The following is a 26,277-nucleotide window of genomic DNA, read 5'->3' as shown; positions in this document are numbered from 1 at the left end:
GCCCTATTCGGGCGCGCGCAACCCGACCCACCAGTGTGTCAGAGACGACACAGAGGAGACAGAACATGAGTGTCAACAAACGCGTCGATGGGGCCGACCCCGGCACGACGGGTCCGAAATCCGGGCTGAAAAAGATCGTCGCCGCATCGATGATCGGAACCGTCGTCGAATGGTATGAATTCTTCCTCTACGCGACGGCCGCGAGCCTCGTGTTCGGGGCGGTCTTCTTCCCGAACGCCGGCAGCCAGCTCGACGGCATCATCGCCGCCTTCCTGACCTACGCCGTCGGCTTCATCGCCCGCCCGCTCGGTGGCATCGTCTTCGGCCAGATCGGCGACAAGCTCGGCCGCAAGCACACGCTGCAGCTGACCATCATCCTCGTCGGTGTCGCCACCTTCCTCATGGGCTGCCTCCCCGGCTTCGACTCGATCGGCTACTGGGCTCCCGCGCTTCTCGTCGTCCTCCGCTTCGTGCAGGGCTTCGCTGTCGGCGGTGAGTGGGGCGGCGCCGTCCTGCTCGTAGCCGAGCACAGCCCGAGCAAGTCACGAGGCTTCTGGGCCAGCTGGCCGCAGGCCGCCGTGCCGGTCGGCAACCTCCTCGCCACCCTCGTGCTGCTCACCACCTCGTGGATCCTGCCCGAGGACCAGTTCCTCAGCTGGGGCTGGCGCATCGCGTTCTGGCTCTCGGCGATCATCGTCGTCATCGGCTACTACATCCGCACCCACGTCAACGAAGCCCCGATCTTCCTCGAGGCTCGCGCCCAGGTCGAGGCCGAGAAGGCCATCAGCTACGGCGTCAAAGAGGTCGTCAAGAAGTACCCGCGCGGCATCCTCAGCGCCATGGGCCTCCGGTTCGCGGAGAACATCCTGTACTACATCATCGTCAGCTTCTCGATCGTCTACCTCGTCACCGTGCACGAGTACGACACGAGCCAGCTGCTTCTTGCCCTGCTGATCGCGCACATCGTGCACTTCCTCGTGATCCCGCAGGTCGGGCGACTGTCTGACAAGGTCGGGCGCAAGCCGGTGTACCTCGCCGGTGCGATCCTCGGAGCCACCTGGGCGTTCTTCGCCTTCCCGCTGTTCGACACGCTCAACCCGGTGCTCATCGTCGCGGCCATCACCATCGGTCTCTGCTTCCACGCACTGATGTACGCGGGCCAGCCGGCGATCATGGCCGAGATGTTCCCGACCCGCATGCGTTACTCCGGTGTCTCGCTCGGCTACCAGGTCACGTCGATCATCGCCGGCTCGCTCGCGCCGATCATCGCCACGGCGCTGCTCAAGCAGTTCGAGTCGTGGGTTCCTGTCGCGATCTACCTGCTCATCGCCTGCGCCATCACGGCGGTCGCGGTCATCACCCTGCGGGAGACCCGTGGCGCGTCGCTGTTCGAGGTCGACGCGGTCGACGCTCGCAAGCACGGTCTCGAACCGGTGAACGTTCCGGTCGAGCGCTGATTCCCGGCCGGCGGGGCTCGTGCCTCGCCGGCTCTCCTCTCGATGACCGGTCGGCGCGCTCGCTCGCGTTGACCGGTCGTCGTTACCCGCGGCATCCGCCCCCCTCTCTTCCTGCAAGGACTTCGAATGACCGACATCCTCCAGCCCACCACTGACACCGGGTTGTCGCAGACCCCGCTCGCCGGCAAACGAGCGCTGATCACCGGAGGCGCCAGCGGAATCGGGGCTGCGGTCGCCCGCACGCTCGCCAGCCGCGGCGCGCACGTCGTCATCGCCGACATGGACCAGGACGGTGCAGCGGAACTCGCCGGCGAGCTGAACGGGTCCAGCTGGGCCGTCAACCTGCTCGACCCGGATGCTGTGACCGATCGCGCCCTCGCCTCCGCGATGGACGGCGTCGACATCCTCGTCAACAACGCCGGCATCCAGAAGATCAGCCCGATCGAGAGTTTCGACCCAGCCGACTTCCGTCGCATCCTCACGCTCATGCTCGAGGTGCCGTTCCTGCTCGTCCGGGCCGCCCTTCCCGGCATGTACGCCTCCGGATTCGGCCGGATCATCAACGTCTCCTCGGTGCACGGCCTGCGCGCGTCCCCGTTCAAGAGCGCATACGTCACGGCGAAGCACGGCCTCGAGGGGCTGTCCAAGGTGACCGCGCTCGAGGGCGGTGAGCACGGCGTGACGAGCAACTGCGTCAACCCCGGCTACGTGCGCACGCCCCTCGTCGAGAAGCAGATCGCCGACCAGGCGGCGGTTCACGGCATCCCCGAAGCAGATGTGCTCTCCAAGATCATGCTCACCGAGAGCGCGATAAAACGTCTCGTCGAACCCCACGAAGTCGCGTCACTCGTCGCCTGGCTGGCCTCTCCTGACGCCGCGATGGTCACCGGTGCGAGCTACACGATGGACGGCGGCTGGTCCGCGCGTTAGTTCAGAGCCCGCCTGGCGGGTCCGCCCGCGTTCAACAGGAGCCAGCTGTCGATGTCGGTCGAATCCTCCTGTGGAAGGTGCCAATTCACCCGCGCACCCTGTTGAACGAACGATTCAGCCCGTTGCCGTCACCTCGCGATAGCCCTCCAGGAGCGCATCCGTGAATTCGTGCGGCCGAACCACGCTGACCATGTGACTGGCCCCGGGCACCGTCACGAGCCGGCCGTTGCGCGTGGCGGCGAGGTAGCGGTTGGCGTGCGCGCGGACGTGGTCGAAGCGGCCGTTGACGAACAGCACGGGCACGTCGATCTCGGCCAGCCGCTCGAGCGGGTCGAGCGACAGCAGAGAGAGCAGCACGTCGTCCATGACGTCGAGGGCCACTCCCCCGGCGATCACATCGGTCGCGCCGGGCTGGGGCACGAACAGCCGCACGGTGAAGTCGTTGAGGGCCCGGCCCCGGTCGGGGAACAGGGCGATCACCCTCGAGATTCCGCGCCACCCGTGCATGATGACCGGGTGGGGAACGGTCGCGCAGGCGGCCGCGAGCAAGCCCGCGACCCGGCCGGGGTTCCGCGCCACCCATTCGATCGCGAGGTAGCCGCCGAGCGAGAACCCGACCAGGTACGGCTTCACGCCAGATGCCTCGGCCGCCGTCACCGCGTCGCCGATGCCCTGCAGGGCCAGCTCGACCGAGAAGCGCTCGCCCAGCCGCGACCCGTGCCCGGGCAAGTCGATGGCGTGGGTCGGGATGCCGAGGGCGCCGAGGTGCTCTTCCTGGTGGCGCCACAGAGTGGCCGAGGTGCGTAGGCCGTGCACGAGGAGAACGGTGGCGGGCATGCCTCTCATCCTAGGATCGTCGACAGCCGGCTCGCCGCGATCGTGACCCGGGGCCAGCCCACAGCATCCGTGGCTACGCTCGCCCTATGAGCCTTCGCGACATTCCCCTGACCACCCTTTCCGGTTCGACAACGACACTGGCCGAGCACTCCGACAAGGTCGTCCTCGTCGTCAACGTTGCCTCGAAGTGCGGGCTCACGCCGCAGTACGACGCCCTCGAGGCGATGTACCAGAAGTATCGCGACCGCGGTTTCGTCGTTCTCGGCTTTCCGAGCAACCAGTTCTTCCAGGAACCGGGTGAGGGCGAAGAGATCGCGGAGACCTGCCGCATCAACCACGGCGTGACCTTCCCGCTGTTCGAGAAGACCAAGGTCAACGGCAAGCACGCACACCCGCTTTACGCCGAACTGACCAAGACCCCGGATGCCGACGGCAAGGCCGGCAAGGTCAAGTGGAATTTCGAGAAGTTCGTGATCACCCCCGATGATGAGGTGCACCGCTTTCGTCCGACGACGGTTCCCGATGCGCCCGAGATCCTCGCGGTGATCGAAGGCGCGCTGCAGCCCGCGTAGGGCTAGCCCTGAGCGGGCGTGTCGCACGCCTCCTGCAGGGCGGCGACAGCGTCGGCCGGCGCCTGGTCGCCGGATTCGGCGATCTCCTCGAGCGGGGTGACAAACTCCATGGGAACGCCGGCGGCTTCGGCGGCGACGAGCAGGCCGGCGAGGACCTGCTGGTCCTGCTCGCTGACCGTTCCGTCCTGCAGCGGCGTGCAGATCTGTTCCCGCACTTCGGCGACCGCCGCCGAGCCCGCCTCGGAGGCGGCCGAACTCGCGATGTCTTTCGCGGCATCCCCCACCTGGCTGCAGCCCACGGTCAGGAGGAGAAGGGGGACGGCCAGGAGCGGTGCGAGTCGACGAATCATGTGCCGAGTCTACGAGCGCGGGGTCGCGCGAATCTGGGAGAGCCATCCGCGGCGGCGACTCCCAGTTTCATCACGAGCAGCGTCCCTAGGATGAACCGGTAACTTTCGTCTTGGAGGACATCATGAAGTGCCCAACTGACTCCGCAACGCTCGTCATGAGCGAACGCAGCGGCATCGAGATCGACTACTGCCCGGAATGCCGTGGCGTATGGCTCGACCGCGGTGAACTCGACAAGATCATCGAGCGTGCCGAGAACGAGGCAGCGAAGAGCGCCGCCCCGGCCGCGCCGATCGTCGCGCCAGTGCCGCCGCAGCAGCCCCAGCAGAACTATGGCACCCCGCAGTACGGCGAGCGCAACTACAACGACAACAGCCGTTCCTACGACAACGACCGCCGGTACGGCACCCAGGACGGCTACCGCAAGAAGAAGAAGGAGAGCTGGCTCTCCGACCTCTTCGACTAGGAGCCGCTCCCCCGTTTCAGCTCGGTGCCGAGCGCGTCGAGTCGCTGGGTCCAGAAGCCGCGGAACGCGCCGAGCCACTCGTCGGCTTCCTGCAGCGGGTCGGCTTCGACGGCATAGATCCGCCGCCTGCCGTCCGTGCGCACGGTCGCGAACCCGTGATCTCGCAGCACCTTGAGGTGCTGCGAGACGGCGGGTTGGCTGATCCCGAATTCCTCAGCGATCGCCTCGACGATCGCCCCCGCAGGTTTCTCTCCCGCGGCGAGGAGTTCGAGGATCCGGCGCCTGACCGGATCCCCGAGGATGTCGAAGGCGTGCACTAGGCGTCCGGGCCGGCTTCCACTCCCGTGTACGCGTCGAGGCAGCGCTTGGCCGCCGCCGTGGCATCCGCCTCGCTTTCACCGGCCGCGATGTTGGCGTCGCGCCAGGCGTCGTTGCTGCGCGACATGAACCGGATGCCGTCGGCCGACACACTCCATGCAGCCGACTCCTCGGGGTTCAGGCTGTCGCCCGATCCGAGGTGCAGGGCAAGGCCGAGGAACATCATGTCCCAGCCGATGCCGACCGCGCTCGGGCCGAACATCTTCCAGTCCTCGACGCCGACGTGGGCGACGTGCTCGACCTCGAGCGTCGTCTCGTTCTCGTCGCCTCGGAGGGTCGCGGTGACCCAGCTGATGTCGCCGCCGTACTCCCAGGTCACGTGCAGCGTGTTCGGTTCGGCACACTCGAGCACTTCGCCGCTGGCGTTGCCCTCGATCTGGTAGCGGCCGCCGAGCTTGAAGTCGCCGGAGACCGGGCCGAGCCACCGTGAGATCCGGTCCTGGGTGGTGATCGCGTTCCAGACCTCGGCCTGGGCGAACGGATACGTCTGGGTCAGCGTGGCGACGCGGGCGTCGTCACCGCCGACGGGTCGGGATCCCACGGTGCGCGTCACAGCGGGGATCTGGCTGTCAGTCATCTCGTGCAATTTGGTCAGGTTGGTGTCCATGTCGCCAATGTATCAGCGCGCACTTATATATGCAAGGGCCGGGTCTTCACGTGCCGCGCCGGGTCATCCGTTCCGGTCGAAAACACCCGGCGCACCGGATGACCTGGTCCGAACCGGGTGACTTGGCGGCCGACGGCAGCAACACTCGCCGACAACGGGCACGTAATTGCCGCCCTCCGTGCGCCCCGACCCCCGCACAGCCAACGGATGCTGCCACCCACCGGCTCCGCGGAGCATCCGGTCCCGACACACCCGCCGGGTCATCCGTTCCGGTCGAAAACACCCGGCGCACCGGATGACCCCGTCCGAACCGGGTGACTACACGGCGGACAACAGCGAGCGGCGCCTACGCGCCGTGCCCCTCCGGGACCCGCTCGCCCTCGAGCGGCGGGCCGGGCGGGGTGCCGTCGCCGAACGGACGGCCGCCGAGCGATTCGCGACCGTGCGCGGTGAGCCAGCCGGAGGCATCCGGGCCCGCGGGCACGATCCCGGTCGGGTTGATGTCCGAGTGCACGATGTAGTAGTGCTGCTTGATCTGCACGAAGTCGGTGGTGTCGCCGAAGCCCGGGGTCTGGAACAGGTCGCGGGCGTAGGCCCAGAGCACCGGCATCTCGCTGAGCTTGTTGCGGTTGCACTTGAAGTGCCCGTGGTAGACGGCGTCGAACCGGGCAAGCGTCGTGAACAGGCGGATGTCGGCCTCGGTGATCGTGTCTCCGACGAGGTACCGCTGGGTGGTGAGCCGTTCTTCAAGCCAATCGAGCCGGTCGAACAACCGGGTGTACGCCTTCTCGTACGACTCCTGCGATCCGGCGAACCCGGCCCGGTAGACGCCGTTGTTCACGTCGCGGAACACGAGGTCGTTGACTTCGTCGATCTCGGCCCGCAGCGCGACCGGGTAGAGGTCGGGCGCGCCCTCACGGTGGTGCTCGGTCCATTCGGTCTCGAAGTCGAGGGTGATCTGCGGGAAGTTGTTCGTGACCACCTTGCCGGATGCCACCTCCACGATCGCGGGCACCGTGATGCCGCGCGGATAGTCAGCGAACCGGCGGAAGTAGGCATCCTGCAGCCAGTGGATCCCGAGCACAGGATCGAGTCCGTCCGGGTCGAGGTCGAAGGTCCAGCTACGGGCATCGTGCGTGGGTCCCGGCATGCCGAGCGAGAGGACGTCCTCGAGTCCGAGCAGGCGGCGGACGATCGCCGTGCGGTTCGCCCAGGGGCAGGCGCGGGCTGCGACGAGGCGGTACCGCCCAGACTCGACGGGCCAGCCGTCGCGGCCGTCGCGGGTGATGCGGTCCTCGATGTAGTTCGTGTCGCGGGTGTACTCCTCGCCCGGTTCGACGTAGCTGCCTGGAGCGGTCTGCCCTGCGATCGATTCTGTGGTCATGCGTCCAGCCTAGGGAGCCGACCTGAGCAGGTCGTAACAGTGGTGCACGCTGGCCTGATCGCGGCCCGCACGTGCGCATAACTCCGCCTGTACACCCTCGGCAGCGGCACTGGGCCGCGCCGGCCTCGGCATGCACCGAGGCCGGCGCCGACTTCCGGAGGAGTTATGCGCACCCGCATGCAAGTAGCGTCAGACGAGGTGCTCCACCAGGAGGGTCTCGTCCCGGATGTGACCGAGCACTTCTTCCTGCAGGGCCACGAATTCGTTGCTCCGCACCATTTCGTGCGTCCGCGGGCGCGGCAGTGCGATCGGGATGTCGGCTTTCACACGCCCCGGCTTGTTCGTCATCACGACGACCCGGTCAGACAGAAAGACCGCCTCGTGGATGTCGTGCGTGATGAACAAAACCGTCATCGGCGTCTGCTCCCAGATTGTCACCAGCAGCTCCTGCATGAGCTGGCGCGTGAGAGCGTCGAGCGCACCGAACGGTTCATCCATCAGCAGCGTCGTCGGCCGGTACGACAGCACCCGCGCGATGGCCACCCGCTGGCGCATACCGCCGGACAGCTCCGCCGGGTAACGGTCCGCGAACCCGGTCAGCCCCACCGCGGCGAGCATCTCCGCCGCGCGGTCCTTGCGTTCCCTGCGGGCGACGCCCACCTCGCGCAGCGCGAACTCGATGTTCTCGGCAGCGGTCAGCCACGGCAGCAGCGTGTAGCTCTGGAAGACCACGCCCCGGTCGCGACCCGGGCCGTCGATCGGCACGCCGTCGATGAGGGCCACGCCCTCCGTCTTGTCCTGCAGGCCCGCTCCGACGGAGAGCAGTGTGCTCTTGCCGCAGCCGCTGGTCCCGACGACAGACACGAACTCGTTGTCGGCGATAGTCAGGTCAGCGCCGCGCACGGCCCAGAACGGGTTCTTCTCGGTGCCGAAGCGAACGCCGAGGTTGGAGAATTGCAGGCTCATGAGCGGCCCTTTCCGAGGTACTTGAACAGCCGGTTTCCGCTGAGACGCAACAGCTGATCGATGATGAGGCCGAGCAGCCCGAGCACGATGATGTAGCCGATGATCAGCTCGGTGTCGAGGTAACGCTTGGCCAGGTTGATGCGGTAGCCGAGTCCCGAGCTGGCCGCGACGACCTCGCTGACGAGCAGCCAGGTCCAGCACCAGCCCATAGCCAGCCGGAGCGAGTCCCAGATCCCCGGCAGGGCGCCGCGCCAGACGATGCGAGCGAGCACTCGCGAATCGCTCATACCGAAGGTGCGGCCGATCTCGACCAGTTCACGCGGAACCCGGCGAACGTCGTCGACGACCATCAGGACGAGCGCGAAAAAGGTACCCATCCAGATGATGAAGAGCTTCTGCGACTCCTCCGCGCCGAACCAGACGATCGACAGCGGCACGAAGGCGACGACGGGCATGTAGCGGATGAATTCCGACAGGGGCACCAGCAGCGCCTCGAAGAAACGGATCCGGGCCATCAGGATGCCCAGCGGGATGGCGACGACTGCGGCGAGCAGGAAGGCCGCGATGATCCGCAGGAACGAGATGCCGATGTCACCCCAGATCTCGCCGCTGGCCACCTGCTCGCCGATGCGGCCGACGACGTTGACCGGGTTGGGCAAGAGTGCGTCGTTCAGGATGCCGGATGCCGACACGAGGGTCCACACCAGCAGGATCAGGCCGAAGCCGGCGAGGGAGAGCACGAGTGCCTGTGCCCGGCTGATGGTGCCGTCGAGCCGGAGGAACGCGGGCTTACGCCGGCGGGGCTTCGCGCGCCCCGGGGACTCGACGCCGGCCGGCCGTGTGTGGGTCAGTGTGTTGCTCACGGTGTTTCCCTAAATCAGCGGTCGAGGACCGTGGTGAGGTAGGACGTGTCGATGGCGTCGTCGCCGAGTTCGACCTCGGCGTCGAGGATGCCGGCGGCGAGCATGGCGGCCTGGATGGACGGCATGATGTCGGCGCCGAAGGCACCGCCGTCGGCCAGCATGTCAGCGCTGTCGGCCAGGGTGTAGAACTCGAGCCCCTCGAACATCGTCTCGCGCTGGTCGGCCGGCACGCCGGTCGCCTCGCCGATGATGGTCTGCGCCTCTTCCGGGTTGTCGAGGGTGAAGGCGACCGCCTTGTCCCAGGCCGCGGCCAGGCCCTCGATGACCTCGGGGTGCTCCTCCGCGTATTCCGGGGACACGAACAGGCCGTCGCTGATCAGGCCGGGAGTCTCGCCGGCGGAGTAGATGACCTTGGAGTCCGGGTTGGCGGTGAGGGCGGTGGTGACGTACGGCTCGTAGGTCACCGCGCTGTCGACCTGGCCGGCGATCAGGGCGTTGCCCGCGTCGGCCGGCTCGAGGTTGACGGTGGTGATGTCAGCCGGGTCGATGTCGTTCTTGGCCAGGGCGTCGTAGTAGACGAGGGCGCTGACGCCGCCTTCACCGAACGCAACCTCCTTGCCGACGAGGTCGGCGACCGAGTCGACGCCGGCACCACCGATCATCGCGTCGGCGGTCAGGCTCACGTCTTCGAGCAGCACCAGCTCGAACTCGTGCTGGTTGTAGTTCACGAGCCAGTCGTTGATGGAGTGGTTGATGCCGTCGACCTGGCCGGTCGTGGCGAGGGCCACATAGTCGGCTTCGTCGTAGTTGAAGATCTCGAGGTCGATTCCCTCGTCCTCGAGGTAGCCCTGCTCCTGTGCGACGTACCAGGGGCCGTATCCGACCCAGGAGTTCGTGCCGAGGGTGAACGGGGTGAGCTCCTCGTCCGATGCGGTGGAGGAGGTTCCGGAGGAACAGGCGGACAGGGCGACGATGCCGGCGACGGCGGTTGCGGTGAGGGCGAGGCTTCTCGTACGGAACATGGAACGACTCCAATTGCTGGCGGGGGTGGGGGATGAGACGACAATTCGAACGACGCAGGGGGTCGCGCGAGGCAAGTGGCCGGATCTTTCGCAGCACTGCTGGTGTCAGCGTAAGTGACGAAATGGGGTCGGTTTTAACCACGAACGCGGGTGGGACTCGGTCCAGGATGCCTGAACTCCCGCCCCGCAGGACGGCGTTAATCAGCCCGAAACATAGGGCGAGTTCCTCTTCGCGTGAATCAGCGTGAGTACGTCGCCTCGGGGAGTGCCCGTTACGGCCATGTTTCGTGAAACGAAAACTTTCTCACATTTGGCGGGAACGCCACATTCTGAGATTTCGGACAGCTCGGCGGCCCACGCGAGAACCGCCATCGCTCAGCCCACGGGCCAAGCGATGGCGGTTCACGGTCCGTCCATCGACTGATGTCAGCTGCGACCGGGCTCCAGCAATTGGGCTCCCTGGTCGCGGAGCTCGGCGATGGAGGTCACGCCCAGCAGAGCCATGGTGCGACGCAGTTCGTCACCGAGGATGCCGATGACCTTGTCGACGCCGGCTTCACCCGCCGCCGAGAGGGCCCAGAGGTACGGGCGGCCGATGAACGCGGCATCCGCTCCCAGGGCGAGGCAGATCGCAATGTCGGTACCGGTGCGGACACCGGAGTCGACGAGTACCGCGACGTCCTGCCCGACCGCTTCTCGCACTCCCCGGATGAGGTGCACCGGCGGCACCGCCTGGTCGAGCTGACGGCCGCCGTGGTTAGAGAGGTGGATGCCGTCGACCCCGAGCGACACCGCCGTGGCCGCGTCGACGGCGCCCAGGGTGCCTTTGAGGACCAGCTTGTTCGGCCACAGCTCGCGGATGCGTGCGACATCGTCCCAGGTCACCGCCGGATCGAACTGCGCCGAGATGTCGGCGATCGACCCGCCGCTGAACCGGCCGGTCGTGTCACTCGCCCGGATGTTGGAGAAGTCCAGGGCCGGCTGGGTGGACATCCGCGCCCAGTAGCCGGGCTTGAGCCCGATGTCGAACAGGGTGGACAGGGTCATCCGCGGTGGAATGGTCAGCCCGTTCCTGCGGTCACGCAGCCGATTGCCCGACACCGCCGTGTCCACCGCGATCTCGAGCACCGGCGAGCCGGCATCCGCGGCTCGGCGGACCATGTCGTGGGTCATGCCGCGGTCCTTGAGCACGTAGAGCTGGAACCACAGGTCTTCGGCCCGCGGCGAGGTTCGGGCCAACTCCTCGATGGTGGTCGTGGCCATGGTGGACAGCACATACGGCACCCGGGCGCGGGTGGCGGCGTTCAACACCGCCGTCTCGCCGAGCGGGGAGATCATCCGGGTGTACCCGGTCGGGGCGAGCCCGAGCGGGAGGGCGTAGTCGGAGCCGAGGAACGTCGTCGCCGTATCGACCGTCGTGACGTCCCTGAGCGCGGCAGGCCGGAAACGGACGTCGCGGAAGGCGGCCTCGTTCGCGGCCAGGCTCGTTTCGGCATCCGACCCGCCGTCGAGATAATCGACCACCGGTTTCGGAAGCGCGCGACGGGCCTTCCGGCCCAGGTCCGCGGTCGTGAAGACCTGCCTCAGGGCGCGCGGCCCATCGGCAGTCGACCGCCGGCGCACGCCGACGAGGTCGAGCATCTCGGTGAGCTTCATGACTGGATCGCGGCCGATTCGTCGAGGCGGATCTGCACGGCGTTGCCGTGTGCCGGGAATCCCTCGTGCGCGGTGAAAGCCAGCACCGTCTCGCTCATCGCGATGAGACCGGCCCGGTCGGCCTTCGCAATCGCGGTGCGCTTGCGGAAGGCGTCGGCGGTGATGCCGCTGCTCACCTTGGCGTAACCGCTGGTCGGCAGGGAGGCCGGGCAGCCGAGCACGAAGTTCGCCATCGAGACCGTGGTGTCCTGGCCGAGCAGCACCTCGCCCGCGTCGACGATCAGGTCGAGGATCGCCTCCTCGTTCCGCACCACGAGCTGCATGTGCTCAGGGGCGTAGGCGTTGGCGACCTCCGCGGCCTCGGCCAGGTCTCGGGCCAGCACAGCGCCGCCGTTGACTCCGAGCGACGACAGGGCGTAGGTGCGCCGGGGCTCCGGCAGCAGCTCCACCTGGCGGGCGACCTCCACCTGCAGGGCGTCGAGAAGGTCCTGTGAGTCGGTGACGAGCACGCTCGACGAGTCGGGGCCGTGCTCGGCCTCGTTGAGCAGGTCGGCGGCGAGCAGCGTGACGCTCGCGGAGTCGTCGGCGAGGATCAGGCTCTCGCTCGGGCCGAGCAGCATGACGCCGACCGTGCCGTAGCGCTGTACCTCGATCTGCGCGCAGGCGACGGGCGGGCTGCCCGGGCCGGCGATCTTGCGCACCTTCGGCACCGATTCGGTGCCGAAGGCCATGGCCGCGATGCCGGCGGGGCCGTTCACCCGGAACACGTCGGTGAGGCCCAGTTCGTCAGCGACGACGAGTACCGCCGGGTCGACGGTTCCGTTGGTGCCCGGCACCGGCGGAACGACCACGACGATGTTCTTCACGCCGGCAACGACGGCCGGGGTGGCGAGCTGGATCAGAACGGAAGGATACGAACCCTTGCCGCTCGGCACGAACAGGCCCGCGCTCTCGATCGGGGTGGCCTTCTCGCCCACCATGACACCCGGGGCGGTCTCGAAACGCCAGTTGCCGTGCAGCATCAGCTGTTCGTTGAAACGGCGGACGTGCGCGATGCTGTCGCGGATGGCGGCGAGAAGCTTCGGGTCGAGCGATGCCCGCGCGGCGGCGAACTCCTCGGCGCTTACCTTGATGTTCTCGGGCGCGATCTCAACCTTGTCGAAGGTCGCGAGGGCCCGCACCAGCGCGGCGTCGCCGTTCTGGCGCACGTCCTCGATGATGTCGAGCACGGATGCCCGCAGCTCGGGATCGAAGATCTTCTCAATTCCGCGCGTGGTCAGGTCGGCACGCTGGTCGTGGTCGAGTTCGTGCCAGGCGCCACGTTCGAGGATGGGCTTCACTGCGTTGGTCATGGTTCTCCTGGGGTGTCGCTGGGTGGTCGGGTTGAGGTCAGACATTGCGGCCGCCGTCGATGGGGATGGCGGCGCCGGTGAGGTAGTGGGAATCGGGGCCGAGGAGGAATTCGAGCAGCGCGCCGATGTCCTGGTCGTGGCCGAACCGGCCGGCCGGGATCTGTGCGAGCAGGCCGGGCGCCACCTCGGGGTCGGACAGGAACGGGTTCGTCATCCTGGACGGAAAATAGCCGGGGCAGACGGCGATGACGGCGATCCCGCCGGCGCTCCACTCCAACGCAAGGGAACGGGCCACCGACAGGGCGGCCGCCTTGCTCGCGTTGTAGTCGGCGAAGTGCAGCTCAGGGCGAAGGGCGTTGACCGAGGCGTTCACCACGATCACTCCGGGGCGGTCCAGGTGCGTGTGCGCCTGCTGGGCGCAGTTCAGCACACCCACCACATTCACGTCGAACAGGCGCCGCATCAGCTCGGGGTCGAGCTTCTCGGCCTCCACTCCCTGGCCGTCGATGCCGGCGTTGACGAACACGCCGTCGATGCCGCCGAGCGCCGTGACGGCATCCGCGAACGCCGCGGCCACGGCTGCGGGATCGGCGATGTCGCACGCGCTTCCGCCCACCCCTGCCCCCTCCGCCAGTGCGGCGTCGACGGTTTCGGTGCGGGTGCCGGTGATCCAGACGCGGTGGCCGGATGCCGTGAGGTGACGGGCGACGGCACGGCCGATCCCGCTGGTGCCCCCGGTGATCAGGTAGCGGCGCGCGGTCATGCCTGGCACCGCACGAGCACCTTGCCGGTGTTGAGGCCGGGCAGCGAGCCGAGGAAGTCAGGGAAGGCGGTGAGGTCGACGCGGTGGGTGACGAGACCGGCGTAGCGTTCCGGCGCTTCGGCCAGGGCGGCGAGTGCTCGCGGAAGGTCCTCGTCGTCGAACCCGATTCCGCCCATCAGGGTGATGCCCTTCTCCACAAGCTCCTGGGCGGTGAAAGGAATGGGGTGGGCGCCGATCGCAACGACGAGCACCGTTCCGCCACGGCGTACTGCCGAGAATGCGACACCGAGGGCGCCGGGGAATCCGGCGGCGTCGATCACGACGTCGTAGGCATCCGGATCCGGCGTCGTCACGACGGTGGCACCGAGCTGGCTGGCGGCCTGGGCGCGAGCCGGTTGCGGCTCGCTCACCGAAACAGCGGCAGACGGGAAGCGGCGACTCAGCTCCGTGAGGATGAGCGCGCCGATGGGTCCGCAGCCCAGCACGAGCACGCGGTCGGGTTCGACAGCGACGCCGTCGAGGGCGCGGAGCACGACGGCCAGCGGCTCGGCGAGGACCGCGACGTCCAGTTCGAGGCCTGCGGGCACCGGGTAGACCCTGCCGGACGGAACATCCATTTCGGTGGCGTAGCCGCCGGGCCGGGATTCACCGAGCCAGGTCAGGTTGGCGCAGAACCGTGGGGAACGGGTGCAGTCGGAACAGTCGCCGCAGCCGTAACGCGAATCGGCCACCACGCGGCTGCCGACGGGAACGCCCGGGTCGTCCGAGGCGCTGACGACACCCACGACCTCGTGGCCGAGCACCGCCGGCCAGTAGTCGACCCAGGCGCCGGTCCCGAAGACGTGCAGGTCGGAGCCGCAGAGGCCCGCCCACTCAGGACGGATGCGCACATCTCCTGGCGCTCGGGCAGGCAGATCGACGGTGCCGACTCGAACCGTCAGGTCACGGTCGAGTAGTAGGGCGGTCGTCATATGGTCTCCTTCCACACGGTCGTTCCTTCCATTAGAGGCCGCCGAGCGGCCGTCGCAGGAACGATCGGGATGCTTGTGTCCCAGATCTCAGAACCGGGCGGGACTACGGAACGCACGCTGGTGAGCGTCCGTCATTTCATAATGCACTGGACTGCGGCAGATCCGTGAGTCGAGGTTACCTCCGGGATGTCAGGCTCGGAGGACGCATATGTTTGCCGCCAGAAGGAGATCCACCCGTGAGCCAGCTGCCACCTCTCGCCACCATGGCCCGTCAGAGCATCCTCGACGGAGACCCCGAGACCGCTCAGCACCTGGTTTCCCGGCTGATCTCCGAGGTGACCGGCTCTCCCGTTCGCTCAGCGAGTATCAATGCCGACCAGTACAGCCTCAACTCGCTGAACGGGCTGGCCGTGCTGGAACAGGGTGACCGGTACTTCTTCAAGTTCCACAGCGAAGAAGGCGAGGACACGACGATCACGGAGTACTACAACGCCGAGATGCTGCGGGAGAACGGCTACCTCGTCGACGTGCCGGTCTTCGCCAACGGTGAACCGGGCCGGCAGATCCTGCTCTACCGGCTGCGGGAGGATGCCCGGCTCGCCGATGTCGCACGGGCACACGAGCTTGGGCTTGCTGCCCCAGGCACCCCCGGGGGCGCGTCCGCTCCCGCGCGACCGGCAACCGCCGACGAGATCGTGCGCGCCCAGGAGCAGCGCGACCGGCGAAACACCGAGTGCCTGCTGGCGACGCTCCACGAGGCATCCGTCACCGAGATCGCCGCGGAGCCACTCCACCAGCTGTTCCACCACCGCCTGACGTCGCCCGGCCAGCCCGCCGGACGGGGCGGCCGGGTGAAGAGCTTCTACGAGGGGCAGGACTTCCAGCTCGGCGAATTGAGCATCCCCTGGCATGAACTCGCCGACCTGCAGTGGACCATCAACGGCGTCGAATACGGCCGTACCCTCGGTTCGCTGTTCGACGAGGCCGGCGACCGACTCGCCCCGGAGCGGCTCACCGACTCTGGAGCGGTGATCGCGCACGGCGATGACCACAACGCCAACATCTGGTTCACGCGCGACGGCGACGACGTGGAACTGGTCGCCTTCGACCCCGCCTTCGCCGGCCGGCATGTGCCCACCCTGCTCGCCGACGTCAAGGCGACCTTCCACAACGTGTTCGCGCACCCACTCTGGCTGTACGAGCCCGGCGCTGCCACCGAGCGGTACACCGTTTCGGTGCGCCGCGACGGCGACCGGCTGCAGGTCGAGCACGACTGGGCGCTCAGCCCGTTGCGTGAGCGCTTCCTGGCCTCCAAGGAGGAGAACCTGTGGCGGCCGCTCCTGCGCGAGCTCGCCGGACGCAGCTGGTTGCCTGCCGACTGGGAGCGTGTGGTCAGGCTTGCCCTGATGCTCTGCCCGACCCTGGTGATGAACCTCCGGGCTGGGGCGGCCAGCGGCCACACCCCCACCTCGTCGGTGATCGCGTTGAGCCAGGCGGTCTCGGCCGGCTCGGCGCCCACCGTCGGCTCAGACCGCTTCGCGGACTTCTTCGCCGCCATCACGCCCCACGGCGCATAACTTCGCCCATCCGCGGCCGCGCGCATCTCCGCCCACCCGCGAACGTGCATAACTCCGCCCACCCGCGGCCGCGCAGGCCCCCACGACCCACTCAGGGCCGCCGCGGGCACGAACTGCAGGAGTTGTGAACCAGGGTGACGCCGGCGGAACGCTACTGGCGGCGGCGTCCGCTGAAGCGACGGCCGAGAGCGTCGGCGGTGTTCACGATCAGCCGGGCATACGAATCGCGGGTGGCGTCGTCGACCCGGTCAGTGACGAACGACACCCCGATGCTGACGACGGGCATCCCGTTGTGGTCGCGAGCGGCGGCGGCGATGCACGACACGTTCTCGGTGACCGAACCCCGCTCGTACGACCAGCCACGGTCGCGGTCCTCGGCCAGCACGACCTTGAGCTCGCGCAACGACCGCGGACCACGGCCCGTGCGGTCGATGAATCGATCCTTGGTCGAGAAGATCGCCGCCAGCTGGGTCGGAGGCAGATAAGCGAGCAGCGCCCGGCCGGATGCCGTGAGCGGCGCCGGCAGGCGCACTCCCACCGCCGTCACCAAGGGAGTCGGCTTCGGGGGCTGCTCCTTGAGCAGGTACAGGGTTTCATGCCCGTGCAGCACACCGAGGTGGGTGGTCTGATCGATCTGCGCGGCGAGCTTCATCAGCAGCGGGCGGGCGAGATGCTCGAGAGGCTGGTGCCGGAGGTACGCCGACCCCAGCTCGAAGACGCCGATCGCCAGCTTGTAGCCCTGCTCCTCGGGGATGTGCACGACGAGACCCTCGTCGACGAGCACCTGCAGCAGTTGGTACATCGAGCTTCGTGGCACGTTCAGCTGCCGGGCGATCGCGCCCGCTGACACCGAACCGGGCGTGCCGGCGAGGTGACGCAGGGTCGCGATGCCGTTGCGGAGCGCCGGCATCCGCGGGCCGAGCGGCGGCATCCCCACCGACCGCGCCTGCGGCGGGCTCGGCGTGACGACGAGGGAATCGTCGAGGATTTCTGGAGCCGGATCCTGGTGGCCCTGCGGGGCGTCCTGGGTCGCGTCGGGCGGCGAGGCGGTCATGAATTCACAGTCTAAGCGCCGGTTTCGGCGATCGCCAATGCTCGCCCGACCGCCTCGGCCAGCCCGGGCTCGCCGACCGTGATCCGGACCCCTTCGCCGGCGAACAGCCGCACGGTGATGCCGGCTTCGCGCAGACGCCCCGCAAGCTCGGCCGACGCCGGGCCCAGCGGAATCCAGAGGAAGTTGCCGTTCCCCGGCACCACCGGCAAACCGGCCGAGACCAGCACCTCGGTCATCGCCTCACGCCCGGCCAGAACCGCGTGCACGAGGTCGTCGCGCACCTCGGGTTCGCCGAGCGACGTGACCGCCGCCGCCACCCCGGCTGCCGCCACGGGGAACGGCGGCAGGACCGCCGAGACCGCCGCGACGATGGCATCCGACGCGACCAGGTAACCCACCCGCAGACCGGCCAGGGCGTAGGCCTTCGAGAACGTGCGCAGGAGAACGAGGTTCGGGTGCTGCTCCAGAAACCCCGTCGCCTCGAAAGCCAGGTCGGGGCCGGTGAAGTCACGATAGGCCTCGTCGAGCACGACGAGCACGTGGGAGGGCACCCTGGCCAGGAAGTCGGCCAGGGCGTCGGCGCCGAACGCCATGCCCGTCGGGTTGTTGGGGTTGCACAGGATGACGACATCGGTGGTGTCGTCGATGGCGGCCGCCATCGCATCGAGGTCGTGCCCGAAGTCAGCGGCGAGCGGCACCGCGGCAGGCTCGCCCCCGCAGGTCAGCACACAGATCGGGTACGCCTCATAACTGCGCCAGGCGTACACCACCCGGTGGCCGGGCTCGAGAAAGGCCAGCAGCAAGTAGTTGAGCAGCGAGAGTGACCCGTCACCGACGGCGATCCGACCGACCGGCTGGCCGACGGATGCCGCCAGCGAGGCGATCAGGTCGGCACCGTGCAGTGCCGGATAGCGGTTCCCCGCCTGAGTGGCCGTGGTGACGGCAGCAACCACGGCGGCTGACGGCGCCGTCGCGGCCTCGTTGGACGAGGCGCGGAACAGCACGGGAGTCGCGCCGGGCAGGGCGGCGGAGTACACCGGGATGCGGGCGATGCCGGCACGGGGGCGCGGGAGCGTGTGCGGGTCGGTAATGGAGTTCACCCTCTTACTGAAACCGACTTCGCGCGGCCACAGGGTCGACGGCGGCCGCCGCTGTCCCGCATCTCAGATTCCGGCGCGAGACCCGAGGCGCCGCCATGGCAGTCGGCGCACTGTCTCGTATCTCGGACAGCAGATCGGTCAATCGGGCTTTCTTTCGGTCCCGACTGACGTTCGATGGAACCATGCAGCCTCTCACCGCTTCCAGCATCGACACCGCCCCGTCCGTTTCGCCCGCGGCATCCCCCATTCTCCTCGGCACCGGACCCGTCGCCATCGCGGATGTCGTCGCCGTCGCCCGATATGACGCCCCCGTGCTCATCGGGGACGATGCCCGCGCCGCCGTCTCGGCCAGCCGGGACACCATCGATGTGCTGGCCACCGACGTGCAACCGCACTACGGCATCTCCACCGGCTTCGGAGCGCTCGCCACGAGCTTCATCGACGCGGCCGACCGCACGCGGCTGCAGCAGAGCCTGGTGCGCTCGCACGCCGCCGGCTCCGGCCCCGAGGTGGAACGGGAGACCGTCCGTGCCCTCATGCTGCTGCGCCTGTCCACCCTGCTCACCGGCCGGACGGGCATCCGCCTGACCACGGCCGAGGCCTACGCCGACCTGCTCAACGCCGGAATCACCCCGATCGTGCGGGAGTACGGTTCGCTCGGCTGCTCGGGCGACCTGGCCCCGCTCTCGCACTGCGCCCTGGCCCTGATGGGTGAGGGGTGGGTGCGCGACCACACCGGAACCGAGATGACCGCTGCGGATGCCCTGGCCGCCGCCGGGCTCACCCCGGTGCTGCTGGCCGAGAAGGAGGGCCTCGCCCTCATCAACGGCACCGACGGCATGCTCGGCCAGCTCAGCCTGGCCCTGCACGACCTGCACACCCTCCTCGCCACCGCCGACGTCGCGGCCGCCATGAGCGTCGAAGCGCTGCTCGGTACGGATGCGGTGTTCGCCGCCGACCTCGCCGGACTGCGCCCGCAGGTGGGCCAGGCGGCATCCGCCAGCAATCTCCGCCGGATGCTGGACGGCTCGCCGATCGTAGCCAGCCACCGCGGCCCCGAATGCACGCGGGTGCAGGATGCGTACTCGCTCCGGTGCGCCCCACAGGTGCACGGTGCCGCCCGCGACACCGTCGACCACGCCAGCCTCATCGCCGGCCGGGAACTGGCCTCGGCCATCGACAACCCGGTCGTGACCGTCGACGGCCGGGTGGAATCCAACGGAAACTTCCACGGCGCCCCGGTGGCCTACGTCCTCGACTTCCTCGCCATCGCCGTCGCCGACGTGGCGAGCATGTCGGAGCGGCGCACCGACCGGATGCTCGACCCGGCCCGAAACGGGGGCCTTCCCGCCTTCCTGGCGCACGACGTGGGAGTCGACTCGGGCCTGATGATCGCCCAGTACACCGCCGCGGGCATCGTCTCCGAGCTCAAGCGACTGGCCGTGCCCGCCTCGGTCGACTCGATCCCGTCGTCCGCCATGCAGGAGGACCACGTCTCGATGGGCTGGCACGCGGCCCGCAAGCTGCGCACCGGCATCGACGGGCTCGCCCGCGTGCTGGGCATCGAGATCCTGACCGCCAGCCGCGCACTCGACCTGCGCGCACCGCTGAAGCCGGGCCCCGCCACGGGCGCCGTGCTCGCCGAGGTGCGCCGAGAGGTCGCCGGTCCCGGCCCGGACCGTTTCCTCTCCCCCGAGATCGAATCCGTCGCCGCCGGCGTACGGAGCGGCGCCGTGCTCGCGGCCGCCCAGGCCAGCACCGGCGACCTGTACTGAGTTTCCCCACGCCCACCAGCGACGAAAGACGAGAATCCCACATGACCGATGTGACCGAGACCACCGCCCCCGTCGACCCGCACGCCCCCCGCGTGGTCCGCGCCAGCCGCGGCAGCACCCTCACGGCGAAGAGCTGGCAGACCGAGGGTCCGCTGCGGATGCTGATGAACAACCTCGACCCTGACGTGGCCGAGCACCCCGAGAAGCTCGTCGTGTACGGCGGAACCGGTAAGGCGGCCCGCAGCTGGGAGGCCTACGACGCGATCGTGCGCACCCTCACCACCCTGGAGAAGGACGAGACCCTGCTGGTACAGTCCGGCAAACCGGTCGGCGTGTTCCGCACGCATGAGTGGGCGCCGCGGGTGCTCATCGCGAACTCGAACCTCGTCGGCGACTGGGCGACCTGGCCGGAGTTCCGCAAGCTCGAGTCCCTCGGCCTGACCATGTACGGGCAGATGACCGCGGGTTCCTGGATCTACATCGGAACCCAGGGCATCCTGCAGGGAACGTACGAGACCTTCGCGGCTGTGGCGGCGAAACGCTTCGGCGGCACCCTCGCCGGCACCCTCACCCTCACCGGCGGCGCCGGCGGCATGGGCGGCGCACAGCCGATGGCGGTGACCCTCAACGAGGGCGTCGTGCTCATCGTCGACGTGGACCCGTCGCGCCTGCAGCGCCGGGTGGATCACGGCTACCTTGATCAGATGACCGAGAACATCGACGACGCCGTCGCCCGGGTCCTCGCCGCCAAGGCCGAGCGGCGGCCGCTCTCTGTCGGCCTCGTGGGCAACGCGGCAACGGTGTTCGCCGAGCTCCTCGCCCGCAAGGTGCCCATCGACATCGTCACCGACCAGACCTCGGCTCACGACCCGCTCGCCTACCTGCCGGAGGGCGTGACCGTCGACGAGTGGCACACCTACGCGGCCGAGAACCCTGAAGAGTTCACCATCCGCTCACGCGCCGCGATGGCCAAGCAGGTGCAGGCGATGGTCGACTTCCAGGACGCCGGAGCCGAGGTCTTCGACTACGGCAACTCGATCCGCGCCGAAGCGCTGCTCAGCGGATGTGAGCGCGCGTTCGAATTCCCCGGTTTCGTGCCCGCCTACATCCGGCCGCTGTTCGCCGAGGGCAAGGGCCCGTTCCGCTGGGCGGCGCTCTCCGGCGACCCGGCCGACATCGCCGCGACCGACAAGGCCATCGTCGAGCTGTTCCCCGACGACGAGCCGCTGCGTCGCTGGATCACCGCCGCCGGCGAGAAGGTGCACTTCGAAGGGCTGCCCGCCCGCATCTGCTGGCTTGGCTACAAGGAACGCCACCTCGCCGGCCTCAAGTTCAACGAGATGGTCGCGTCAGGTGAGCTCAGCGCGCCGGTCGCGATCGGCCGTGATCACCTCGACTCCGGCTCGGTGGCCTCGCCGTACCGCGAAACCGAGGCCATGAAGGACGGGTCGGATGCCATCGCCGACTGGCCGCTCCTCAACGCGCTGCTCAACACGGCATCCGGCGCCACCTGGGTGTCGATCCACCACGGCGGCGGTGTCGGCATCGGCCGCAGCATCCACGCCGGCCAGGTGATCGTCGCCGACGGCACCCCGCTGGCCGCCGAGAAGATCGAACGGGTGCTCACCAACGACCCCGGCACCGGCGTCATGCGGCACGTGGATGCCGGCTACGAACGTGCCGAGGAAGTGGCGCGCGAACGCGGCTTGCGCGTGCCGATGTGGGAGAACGACGCGCCTGCCGGGTCGCCGAATGCCTAGCGCCGTCGCCCACGGGATGCTCGCCGGGCTGTCCGAGATCGCCGACATCGGCCGTGACCGGCGTGCCGGCGGCTACTCGCGCCACCTCTGGGAGCCGGCCGAGCATGAGCTGAGGGCCTGGTTCGCCGAACGTGCCGCGCGGCTGGGCCTGGACGTCGAGGTCGACCGCAACGGCAACACCTGGGCCTGGTGGGGCGCCCCCGGACCCGACGCTGTCGTCATCGGCAGTCACCTGGACTCGGTGCCCGGCGGCGGCGCGTACGACGGCCCGCTCGGCGTGGTTTCCGCGCTCGAGGCCGTCGCCCGCCTGCAGGCGGCCGGCTTCGTGCCCGGCCGGCCCTGCGCCGTGCTGGTCTTCGCCGAAGAGGAGGGTTCACGGTTCGGCGTGGCCTGCCTCGGTTCGAGGCTGCTCTCCGGCGCCATCGACGCCGACAAAGCGCGCAGCCTCACCGACCGGGCCGGGATCACCTTCGCGGAGGCCGCGGTCACGGCAGGTATCGACCCCGCACATCTCGGTCGCGACCAGGAGTCGCTCGACCGCATCGGCCTGTTCCTCGAACTGCACGTGGAGCAGGGCCGCGGCCTGATCGACCTCGGCGAGCCTCTCGCTGTCGCGTCGTCGATTCTCGCGCACGGTCGCTGGCGCATGAGCTTCACCGGCCAGGGCAACCACGCCGGCGCCACCCTCATGTCAGACCGGAGCGACCCGATGGTGGCCGCAGCGCGCGCCATCGTCGATGTGCAGGAGGCCGCGCTGGCCAGTCCGGGCTCCCGCGCCACGGTCGGCCGGATCGAAGCACTGCCCGGAGGAACCAATGTGATCCCGTCCGCCGTTCACGCCTGGCTCGACGCCCGCGCGGAGACCGACGACCAGGTCCACGCCGTGGTCGCCGACATCAGCGCCCGGGTGCAGAACCAGCACGCCGGCTGCTCGGCCACGGTCGTCGAAGAGTCCTGGACGAGCACGGTCACCTTCGACCCCGACCTCGCCGCCCGCCTCGCCCTCGCGCTCGGCGGCATCCCGGCCCTTCCCACCGGTGCCGGCCACGACGCCGGCGTTCTGGCGGCGACCGTGCCGACCGCGATGCTTTTCGTGCGGAACCCGACGGGAATCTCTCACTCGCCGGAGGAATTCGCCACCCTCGACGACTGCCTCGCCGGTGTCGAAGCCCTCGACACCCTGCTGCGGGAGCTGCTGTGACGGCCGCGACGCCCGGCCTGTCGGCGTCCTACTGGTGCGAGGTGCTGCTCGTCGACGGCGTCGCCACTCCCGGTGTCCGTCTCACCGTGAGTGCCGACGGCCTGATCACCGGCCGCGCCGACGACGTGCAGCCCGAGCCCGGCGACATCCGCCTCGGCACCGTGCTGCCCGGACTGGCCAACGCGCATTCCCACGCCTTCCACCGGGCGCTCCGCGGCCGCACCCACGACCAGGGCGGCGACTTCTGGCACTGGCGGGAGTCGATGTACGCCGCGGCGCACGCCCTCACGCCGGAACGGTACCTCGACCTCGCCCGCGCCGTCTTCGCGGAGATGCTCGTCAGCGGCTATACGGCGGTGGCTGAGTTCCACTACCTCCACCACCGCACCGATGGCACCCCCTACCCTCAGGCTCACGCCATGGAACTCGCACTGACTCAGGCCGCGCGCGAGGTCGGCATCCGTCTGGTGCTGCTCGACACCAGCTACCTGGCCGGCGGTCTCGGCCGGCCTCTGCTGCCGGAGCAACGCGCCTTCGGTGACGGTTCGGCCGCAGGATGGCTGAGCCGCTGGACCGCGTTGCGCGCGGTTCTCACAGCGGATGCCACGTCCCGGCCGGGCGAACCGGCTCTCGTCACGCTCGGCGCCGCGCTGCATTCCGTGCGCGCCGTGCCCCGGGAGGACATGAAGGAGATCCTCGCCGGGTTACCGGCGGACACTCCCCTCCACATCCACCTGTCGGAACAGCCGCAGGAGAACGCCGACTGCCTGGCCGCCTATGAGGCGACTCCCACCGCGGTCCTCGCCGCCCTCGGTGCACTCACGCCGCGCCTGAGCGTCGTGCACGCCACGCATCTCAGCGACGACGACCTCGCTCGTCTCGGCGCCACCGGGGTCACCGTCGTGATGTGCCCGACCACCGAAGCGGACCTCGGTGACGGCATCGGTCCGGCGAGGGCGCTGGCCGCCGCCGGCGCGCCGATCGCGCTCGGCTCCGACCAGAACGCCGTCGTGGACCCGTTCCTGGAGATGCGCGGACTGGAGATGGGCGAACGGCTCGCGTCACTGGGACGCGGCCGTTTCACGCCGGCTGCACTGCTGCAGGCCGCGAGCGGGAACGGCTACGCCTCGCTCGGCCTGACCGTTCCCACCGATGGACAGATCCTGGTTCCTGGCGCACCCGCCGACCTCGTCGAGATCGATACGACGAGTCTCCGTACCGTGGGCGCCCGGGTGGAGCAGCTGGCATTGGCCGCTGCCGCCGGTGACGTGCAGCGGGTCGTCGTGGCCGGCCGCGTCGTGGCCGACCACGGTCGACTGGTGGGTGCCACCGCCAGCGGATCGCCCGCCCGACTGCTCGGCGACGCACTGGCAGCACTGGACGCCGGCTCAGGATCAGCTTCGCCTGGCAAGCCCGACTACGCGGAGGCAGCACAGTGACCGCCCAACTGATCACCGGGATCGGCGAACTCACCACCCATGCAGCCGAGACCAGCGCTGACGACATCCGCCTGTCGGATGCCGCGCTCGTGATCGAGGACGGACGGATCTCGTGGATCGGGCCGGCGGCATCCGCCCCACCGTCCGACACGGCCGTCGACGTGGGCGGCCGGGCGGTCCTGCCCGGCTGGGTCGACACGCACACGCACCTGATCTTTGCCGGCGATCGGGCAGCCGAGTTCGAGGCCCGGATGGCGGGCCAGCGATATGCCGCCGGCGGCATATCCACGACGATGGCTGCAACCCGGGCCGCCAGTACCGACGACCTCGTCGGGAACGCCCGCCGCCTGCGCGCCGAGGCCGAGGCATCCGGCACCACCTTTCTCGAAACCAAGACGGGCTACGGCCTCGACGTCGCGAGTGAGCTGCGTTCCGCCCAGGCGGCCGCCGACGTCGCCGACGTCGTCACCTTCCTCGGCGCCCACGTCGTGCCCCCCGGCATGGACCGCCGCGATTACCTCGACCTGGTCACCGGGCCGATGCTCACCGCTGTCTCCCCGCACGTGGACTTCATCGACGCGTTCTGCGAGACCGGTGCGTTCGACGTCGAGGAGTCCCGCGAGGTTCTGCTCGCCGGCCGTGCTGCCGGGCTCGGGCTGCGCCTGCACGGCAACCAGCTCGGTACCGGCGGCGGGGTGCGCCTGGCCGTGGACCTCGAATGCGCCAGCGTCGACCACTGCAACCACCTCGACCCGGCAGACATCGACGCGCTGGCCGGGTCGGACACGGTGGCCACCCTGTTGCCGGCCTGCGACCTCTCCACCCGCGAGCCCTTCCCTCCGGCCCGCCGGCTGCTCGACGCCGGGGCGTACATCGCCCTGGCCAGCAACTGCAACCCCGGCACCTCGTACACGACGTCGATGCCGTTCTGCGTCGCGACGGCGGTGCTCCAGATGGGCCTCACGGTGCGCGAAGCCGTCTGGGCAGCCACCCGGGGTGCGGCCAAAGCGGTGGGCCGCGAGCACGGGCCGGATGCGGTGGGGTCGCTCACGGTCGGCGGGCGCGCTGACCTGCAGGTCCTCGACGCTCCGTCGGTGGCGCACCTCGCCTACCGTCCGGGCACGCAGCTCTGCGTCGCCACCTGGACGGGAGGGGTGCGGGCCAAGCGCTCCCCCGTTGCGTTCTGCTGTCGGGGGCTGCGGCGCCTGCCGGAATGAACGTGTTGCGGGCGGTCGACCGCCCGGCCACTCCGTGGCGGAACGGGAACGGCAGCACCAGTGAGATCCTGGTGCGCCGGTCGGCGGAAGACGCCGGGTTCGACTGGCGGTTGAGCATCGCCACTGTGTCGTCCGACACCGACTTCTCCGCGTTCCCGGGCGTCGACCGGGAGCTGATGGCGCTCTCACCAGCCGTCCTCGGGCTCCTCGATGAGGGCGAACGGGTGGCCCTGGCCCGGTACGACGTGCACCGGTTCCCCGGTGAAAACGCGGTGGCATCCGTCGGCGTCATCGGCGAGACGCTCGACCTCAACCTGATGTGCGATCGCGGGCGCCGACGTGGCTCGCTGACGTCTCAGCTCGTGAGTGGGCCCGTGGTGCTCTCAGCGGGCGCCGACGAGGTGGCGCTGGTGCTTCTGGACGGCTCGCTCGAGTGCCGGGAGGGCATGGAGCCGTGGACCACGCTGGCCACGCACGACGCCGTCGTGCTGGCTTCCGGGGCGGAGCTAGAATTCCGCGGCGGTGCGGGCCGGGTCGCCATCGCCCGCGTGTCTCCCTTGCCTCCGGTGATCACGTAGCGAG

General features: G+C 69.1%; 25 protein-coding genes. 11 read left to right on the top strand and 14 right to left on the bottom strand.

The window, feature by feature from the left end:
- Window positions 1–65 precede the first annotated feature (65 nt).
- Both ABIE24_RS06500 and ABIE24_RS06495 read left to right on the top strand, forming a co-directional pair.
- Window positions 66–1,457, top strand: coding sequence for an MFS transporter (locus ABIE24_RS06500; RefSeq protein WP_354497925.1), 1,392 nt, complete (start codon window positions 66–68; stop codon window positions 1,455–1,457).
- A gap of 126 nt (window positions 1,458–1,583) precedes the next feature.
- A complete protein-coding gene (locus ABIE24_RS06495) occupies window positions 1,584–2,387 on the top strand; it encodes a 3-hydroxybutyrate dehydrogenase (RefSeq protein WP_354497923.1) in 804 nt (267 codons plus the stop codon).
- Window positions 2,388–2,501: 114 nt separating this feature from the next.
- Here the strand turns inward: ABIE24_RS06495 and ABIE24_RS06490 are convergent, their stop codons facing one another.
- On the bottom strand, window positions 2,502–3,224 hold the full coding sequence (locus tag ABIE24_RS06490; protein ID WP_354497921.1) for an alpha/beta fold hydrolase: 723 nt from the start codon (window positions 3,222–3,224) through the stop codon (window positions 2,502–2,504).
- Window positions 3,225–3,310: 86 nt separating this feature from the next.
- Here ABIE24_RS06490 and ABIE24_RS06485 point away from each other — a divergent pair, with 86 nt between their 5' ends.
- Window positions 3,311–3,796, top strand: a complete 486-nt coding sequence (locus ABIE24_RS06485) for a glutathione peroxidase (protein WP_354497919.1) — start codon at window positions 3,311–3,313, stop codon at window positions 3,794–3,796.
- Window positions 3,797–3,798: 2 nt separating this feature from the next.
- Here the strand turns inward: ABIE24_RS06485 and ABIE24_RS06480 are convergent, their stop codons facing one another.
- On the bottom strand, window positions 3,799–4,146 hold the full coding sequence (locus tag ABIE24_RS06480; protein WP_354497917.1) for a hypothetical protein: 348 nt from the start codon (window positions 4,144–4,146) through the stop codon (window positions 3,799–3,801).
- A gap of 122 nt (window positions 4,147–4,268) precedes the next feature.
- On the opposite strand from ABIE24_RS06480, the gene ABIE24_RS06475 reads away from it, so the two are divergent.
- Window positions 4,269–4,610: a TFIIB-type zinc ribbon-containing protein gene (locus ABIE24_RS06475; RefSeq protein WP_354497915.1), complete on the top strand. Its 342-nt coding sequence runs from the start codon at window positions 4,269–4,271 to the stop codon at window positions 4,608–4,610.
- Here the strand turns inward: ABIE24_RS06475 and ABIE24_RS06470 are convergent.
- The 10 genes from ABIE24_RS06470 to ABIE24_RS06425 form a co-directional block, all read right to left on the bottom strand.
- Entirely contained in the window at window positions 4,607–4,927 is a 321-nt protein-coding gene (locus ABIE24_RS06470; RefSeq protein ID WP_354497913.1) for an ArsR/SmtB family transcription factor, read from the bottom strand. The two genes, ABIE24_RS06475 and ABIE24_RS06470, sit on opposite strands and share 4 nt — an antisense overlap.
- Window positions 4,927–5,595: an SRPBCC domain-containing protein gene (locus ABIE24_RS06465; RefSeq protein WP_354497911.1), complete on the bottom strand. Its 669-nt coding sequence runs from the start codon at window positions 5,593–5,595 to the stop codon at window positions 4,927–4,929. Before ABIE24_RS06465 ends, ABIE24_RS06470 begins: the two co-directional genes overlap by 1 nt.
- Before the next feature lie 346 nt (window positions 5,596–5,941).
- Window positions 5,942–6,979, bottom strand: a complete 1,038-nt coding sequence (locus ABIE24_RS06460; RefSeq protein ID WP_354497909.1) for a glutathione S-transferase family protein — start codon at window positions 6,977–6,979, stop codon at window positions 5,942–5,944.
- A gap of 189 nt (window positions 6,980–7,168) precedes the next feature.
- Window positions 7,169–7,945 (bottom strand): ABC transporter ATP-binding protein, encoded by a 777-nt coding sequence (locus ABIE24_RS06455; RefSeq protein WP_354497907.1) that lies wholly within the window; start codon window positions 7,943–7,945, stop codon window positions 7,169–7,171.
- The gene (locus tag ABIE24_RS06450) at window positions 7,942–8,808 is read right to left on the bottom strand and encodes an ABC transporter permease (protein ID WP_354497905.1); all 867 of its coding nucleotides are present in this window, start codon (window positions 8,806–8,808) and stop codon (window positions 7,942–7,944) included. Before ABIE24_RS06450 ends, ABIE24_RS06455 begins: the two co-directional genes overlap by 4 nt.
- A gap of 14 nt (window positions 8,809–8,822) precedes the next feature.
- Window positions 8,823–9,830 (bottom strand): ABC transporter substrate-binding protein, encoded by a 1,008-nt coding sequence (locus ABIE24_RS06445; protein WP_354497903.1) that lies wholly within the window; start codon window positions 9,828–9,830, stop codon window positions 8,823–8,825.
- Between the two features lie 426 nt (window positions 9,831–10,256).
- Complete coding sequence (locus tag ABIE24_RS06440; RefSeq protein WP_354497901.1) at window positions 10,257–11,486, bottom strand: alpha-hydroxy acid oxidase; 1,230 nt, start codon at window positions 11,484–11,486, stop codon at window positions 10,257–10,259.
- A complete protein-coding gene (gene hisD / locus ABIE24_RS06435) occupies window positions 11,483–12,838 on the bottom strand; it encodes a histidinol dehydrogenase (RefSeq protein WP_354497899.1) in 1,356 nt (451 codons plus the stop codon). Before hisD ends, ABIE24_RS06440 begins: the two co-directional genes overlap by 4 nt.
- 37 nt (window positions 12,839–12,875) lie before the next feature.
- A complete protein-coding gene (locus tag ABIE24_RS06430) occupies window positions 12,876–13,601 on the bottom strand; it encodes an SDR family NAD(P)-dependent oxidoreductase (protein ID WP_354497897.1) in 726 nt (241 codons plus the stop codon).
- Complete coding sequence (locus tag ABIE24_RS06425) at window positions 13,598–14,572, bottom strand: zinc-dependent alcohol dehydrogenase (RefSeq protein WP_354497896.1); 975 nt, start codon at window positions 14,570–14,572, stop codon at window positions 13,598–13,600. The genes ABIE24_RS06430 and ABIE24_RS06425 overlap by 4 nt, the downstream gene beginning before the upstream one ends.
- Window positions 14,573–14,808: 236 nt before the next feature.
- On the opposite strand from ABIE24_RS06425, the gene ABIE24_RS06420 reads away from it, so the two are divergent.
- Window positions 14,809–16,149 (top strand): hypothetical protein, encoded by a 1,341-nt coding sequence (locus ABIE24_RS06420; protein WP_354497894.1) that lies wholly within the window; start codon window positions 14,809–14,811, stop codon window positions 16,147–16,149.
- Between the two features lie 151 nt (window positions 16,150–16,300).
- Here the strand turns inward: ABIE24_RS06420 and ABIE24_RS06415 are convergent, their stop codons facing one another.
- Window positions 16,301–17,203 (bottom strand): IclR family transcriptional regulator, encoded by a 903-nt coding sequence (locus ABIE24_RS06415; protein WP_354497892.1) that lies wholly within the window; start codon window positions 17,201–17,203, stop codon window positions 16,301–16,303.
- 11 nt (window positions 17,204–17,214) lie between these two features.
- Window positions 17,215–18,303, bottom strand: coding sequence for an aminotransferase class I/II-fold pyridoxal phosphate-dependent enzyme (locus tag ABIE24_RS06410; protein ID WP_354497890.1), 1,089 nt, complete (start codon window positions 18,301–18,303; stop codon window positions 17,215–17,217).
- A 182-nt stretch (window positions 18,304–18,485) separates the two neighbouring features.
- On the opposite strand from ABIE24_RS06410, the gene hutH reads away from it, so the two are divergent.
- Genes hutH through ABIE24_RS06380 form a run of 6 tightly spaced genes read left to right on the top strand, consistent with a single transcriptional unit; the run spans window position 18,486 to window position 26,273 of the window.
- Window positions 18,486–20,078, top strand: coding sequence for a histidine ammonia-lyase (hutH, locus tag ABIE24_RS06405; RefSeq protein WP_354497888.1), 1,593 nt, complete (start codon window positions 18,486–18,488; stop codon window positions 20,076–20,078).
- Window positions 20,079–20,119: 41 nt separating this feature from the next.
- A complete protein-coding gene (hutU, locus tag ABIE24_RS06400) occupies window positions 20,120–21,838 on the top strand; it encodes a urocanate hydratase (protein WP_354497886.1) in 1,719 nt (572 codons plus the stop codon).
- Complete coding sequence (locus ABIE24_RS06395; protein ID WP_354497885.1) at window positions 21,831–23,039, top strand: allantoate amidohydrolase; 1,209 nt, start codon at window positions 21,831–21,833, stop codon at window positions 23,037–23,039. The genes hutU and ABIE24_RS06395 overlap by 8 nt, the downstream gene beginning before the upstream one ends.
- Window positions 23,036–24,478, top strand: coding sequence for a formimidoylglutamate deiminase (locus ABIE24_RS06390; protein WP_354497883.1), 1,443 nt, complete (start codon window positions 23,036–23,038; stop codon window positions 24,476–24,478). Before ABIE24_RS06395 ends, ABIE24_RS06390 begins: the two co-directional genes overlap by 4 nt.
- Window positions 24,475–25,695, top strand: a complete 1,221-nt coding sequence (gene hutI, locus ABIE24_RS06385; RefSeq protein WP_354497881.1) for an imidazolonepropionase — start codon at window positions 24,475–24,477, stop codon at window positions 25,693–25,695. Before ABIE24_RS06390 ends, hutI begins: the two co-directional genes overlap by 4 nt.
- Window positions 25,692–26,273 carry a HutD/Ves family protein gene (locus ABIE24_RS06380; protein WP_354497879.1) on the top strand — a complete coding sequence of 194 codons (582 nt, stop codon included), beginning with the start codon at window positions 25,692–25,694 and terminating at the stop codon, window positions 26,271–26,273. The genes hutI and ABIE24_RS06380 overlap by 4 nt, the downstream gene beginning before the upstream one ends.
- Window positions 26,274–26,277: the final 4 nt, after the last annotated feature.

The organism is Mycetocola sp. 2940 (assembly GCF_040548835.1).
GTDB lineage: Bacteria > Actinomycetota > Actinomycetes > Actinomycetales > Microbacteriaceae > Mycetocola_A.
This window is presented reverse-complemented; position numbering and strand designations above follow the sequence as displayed.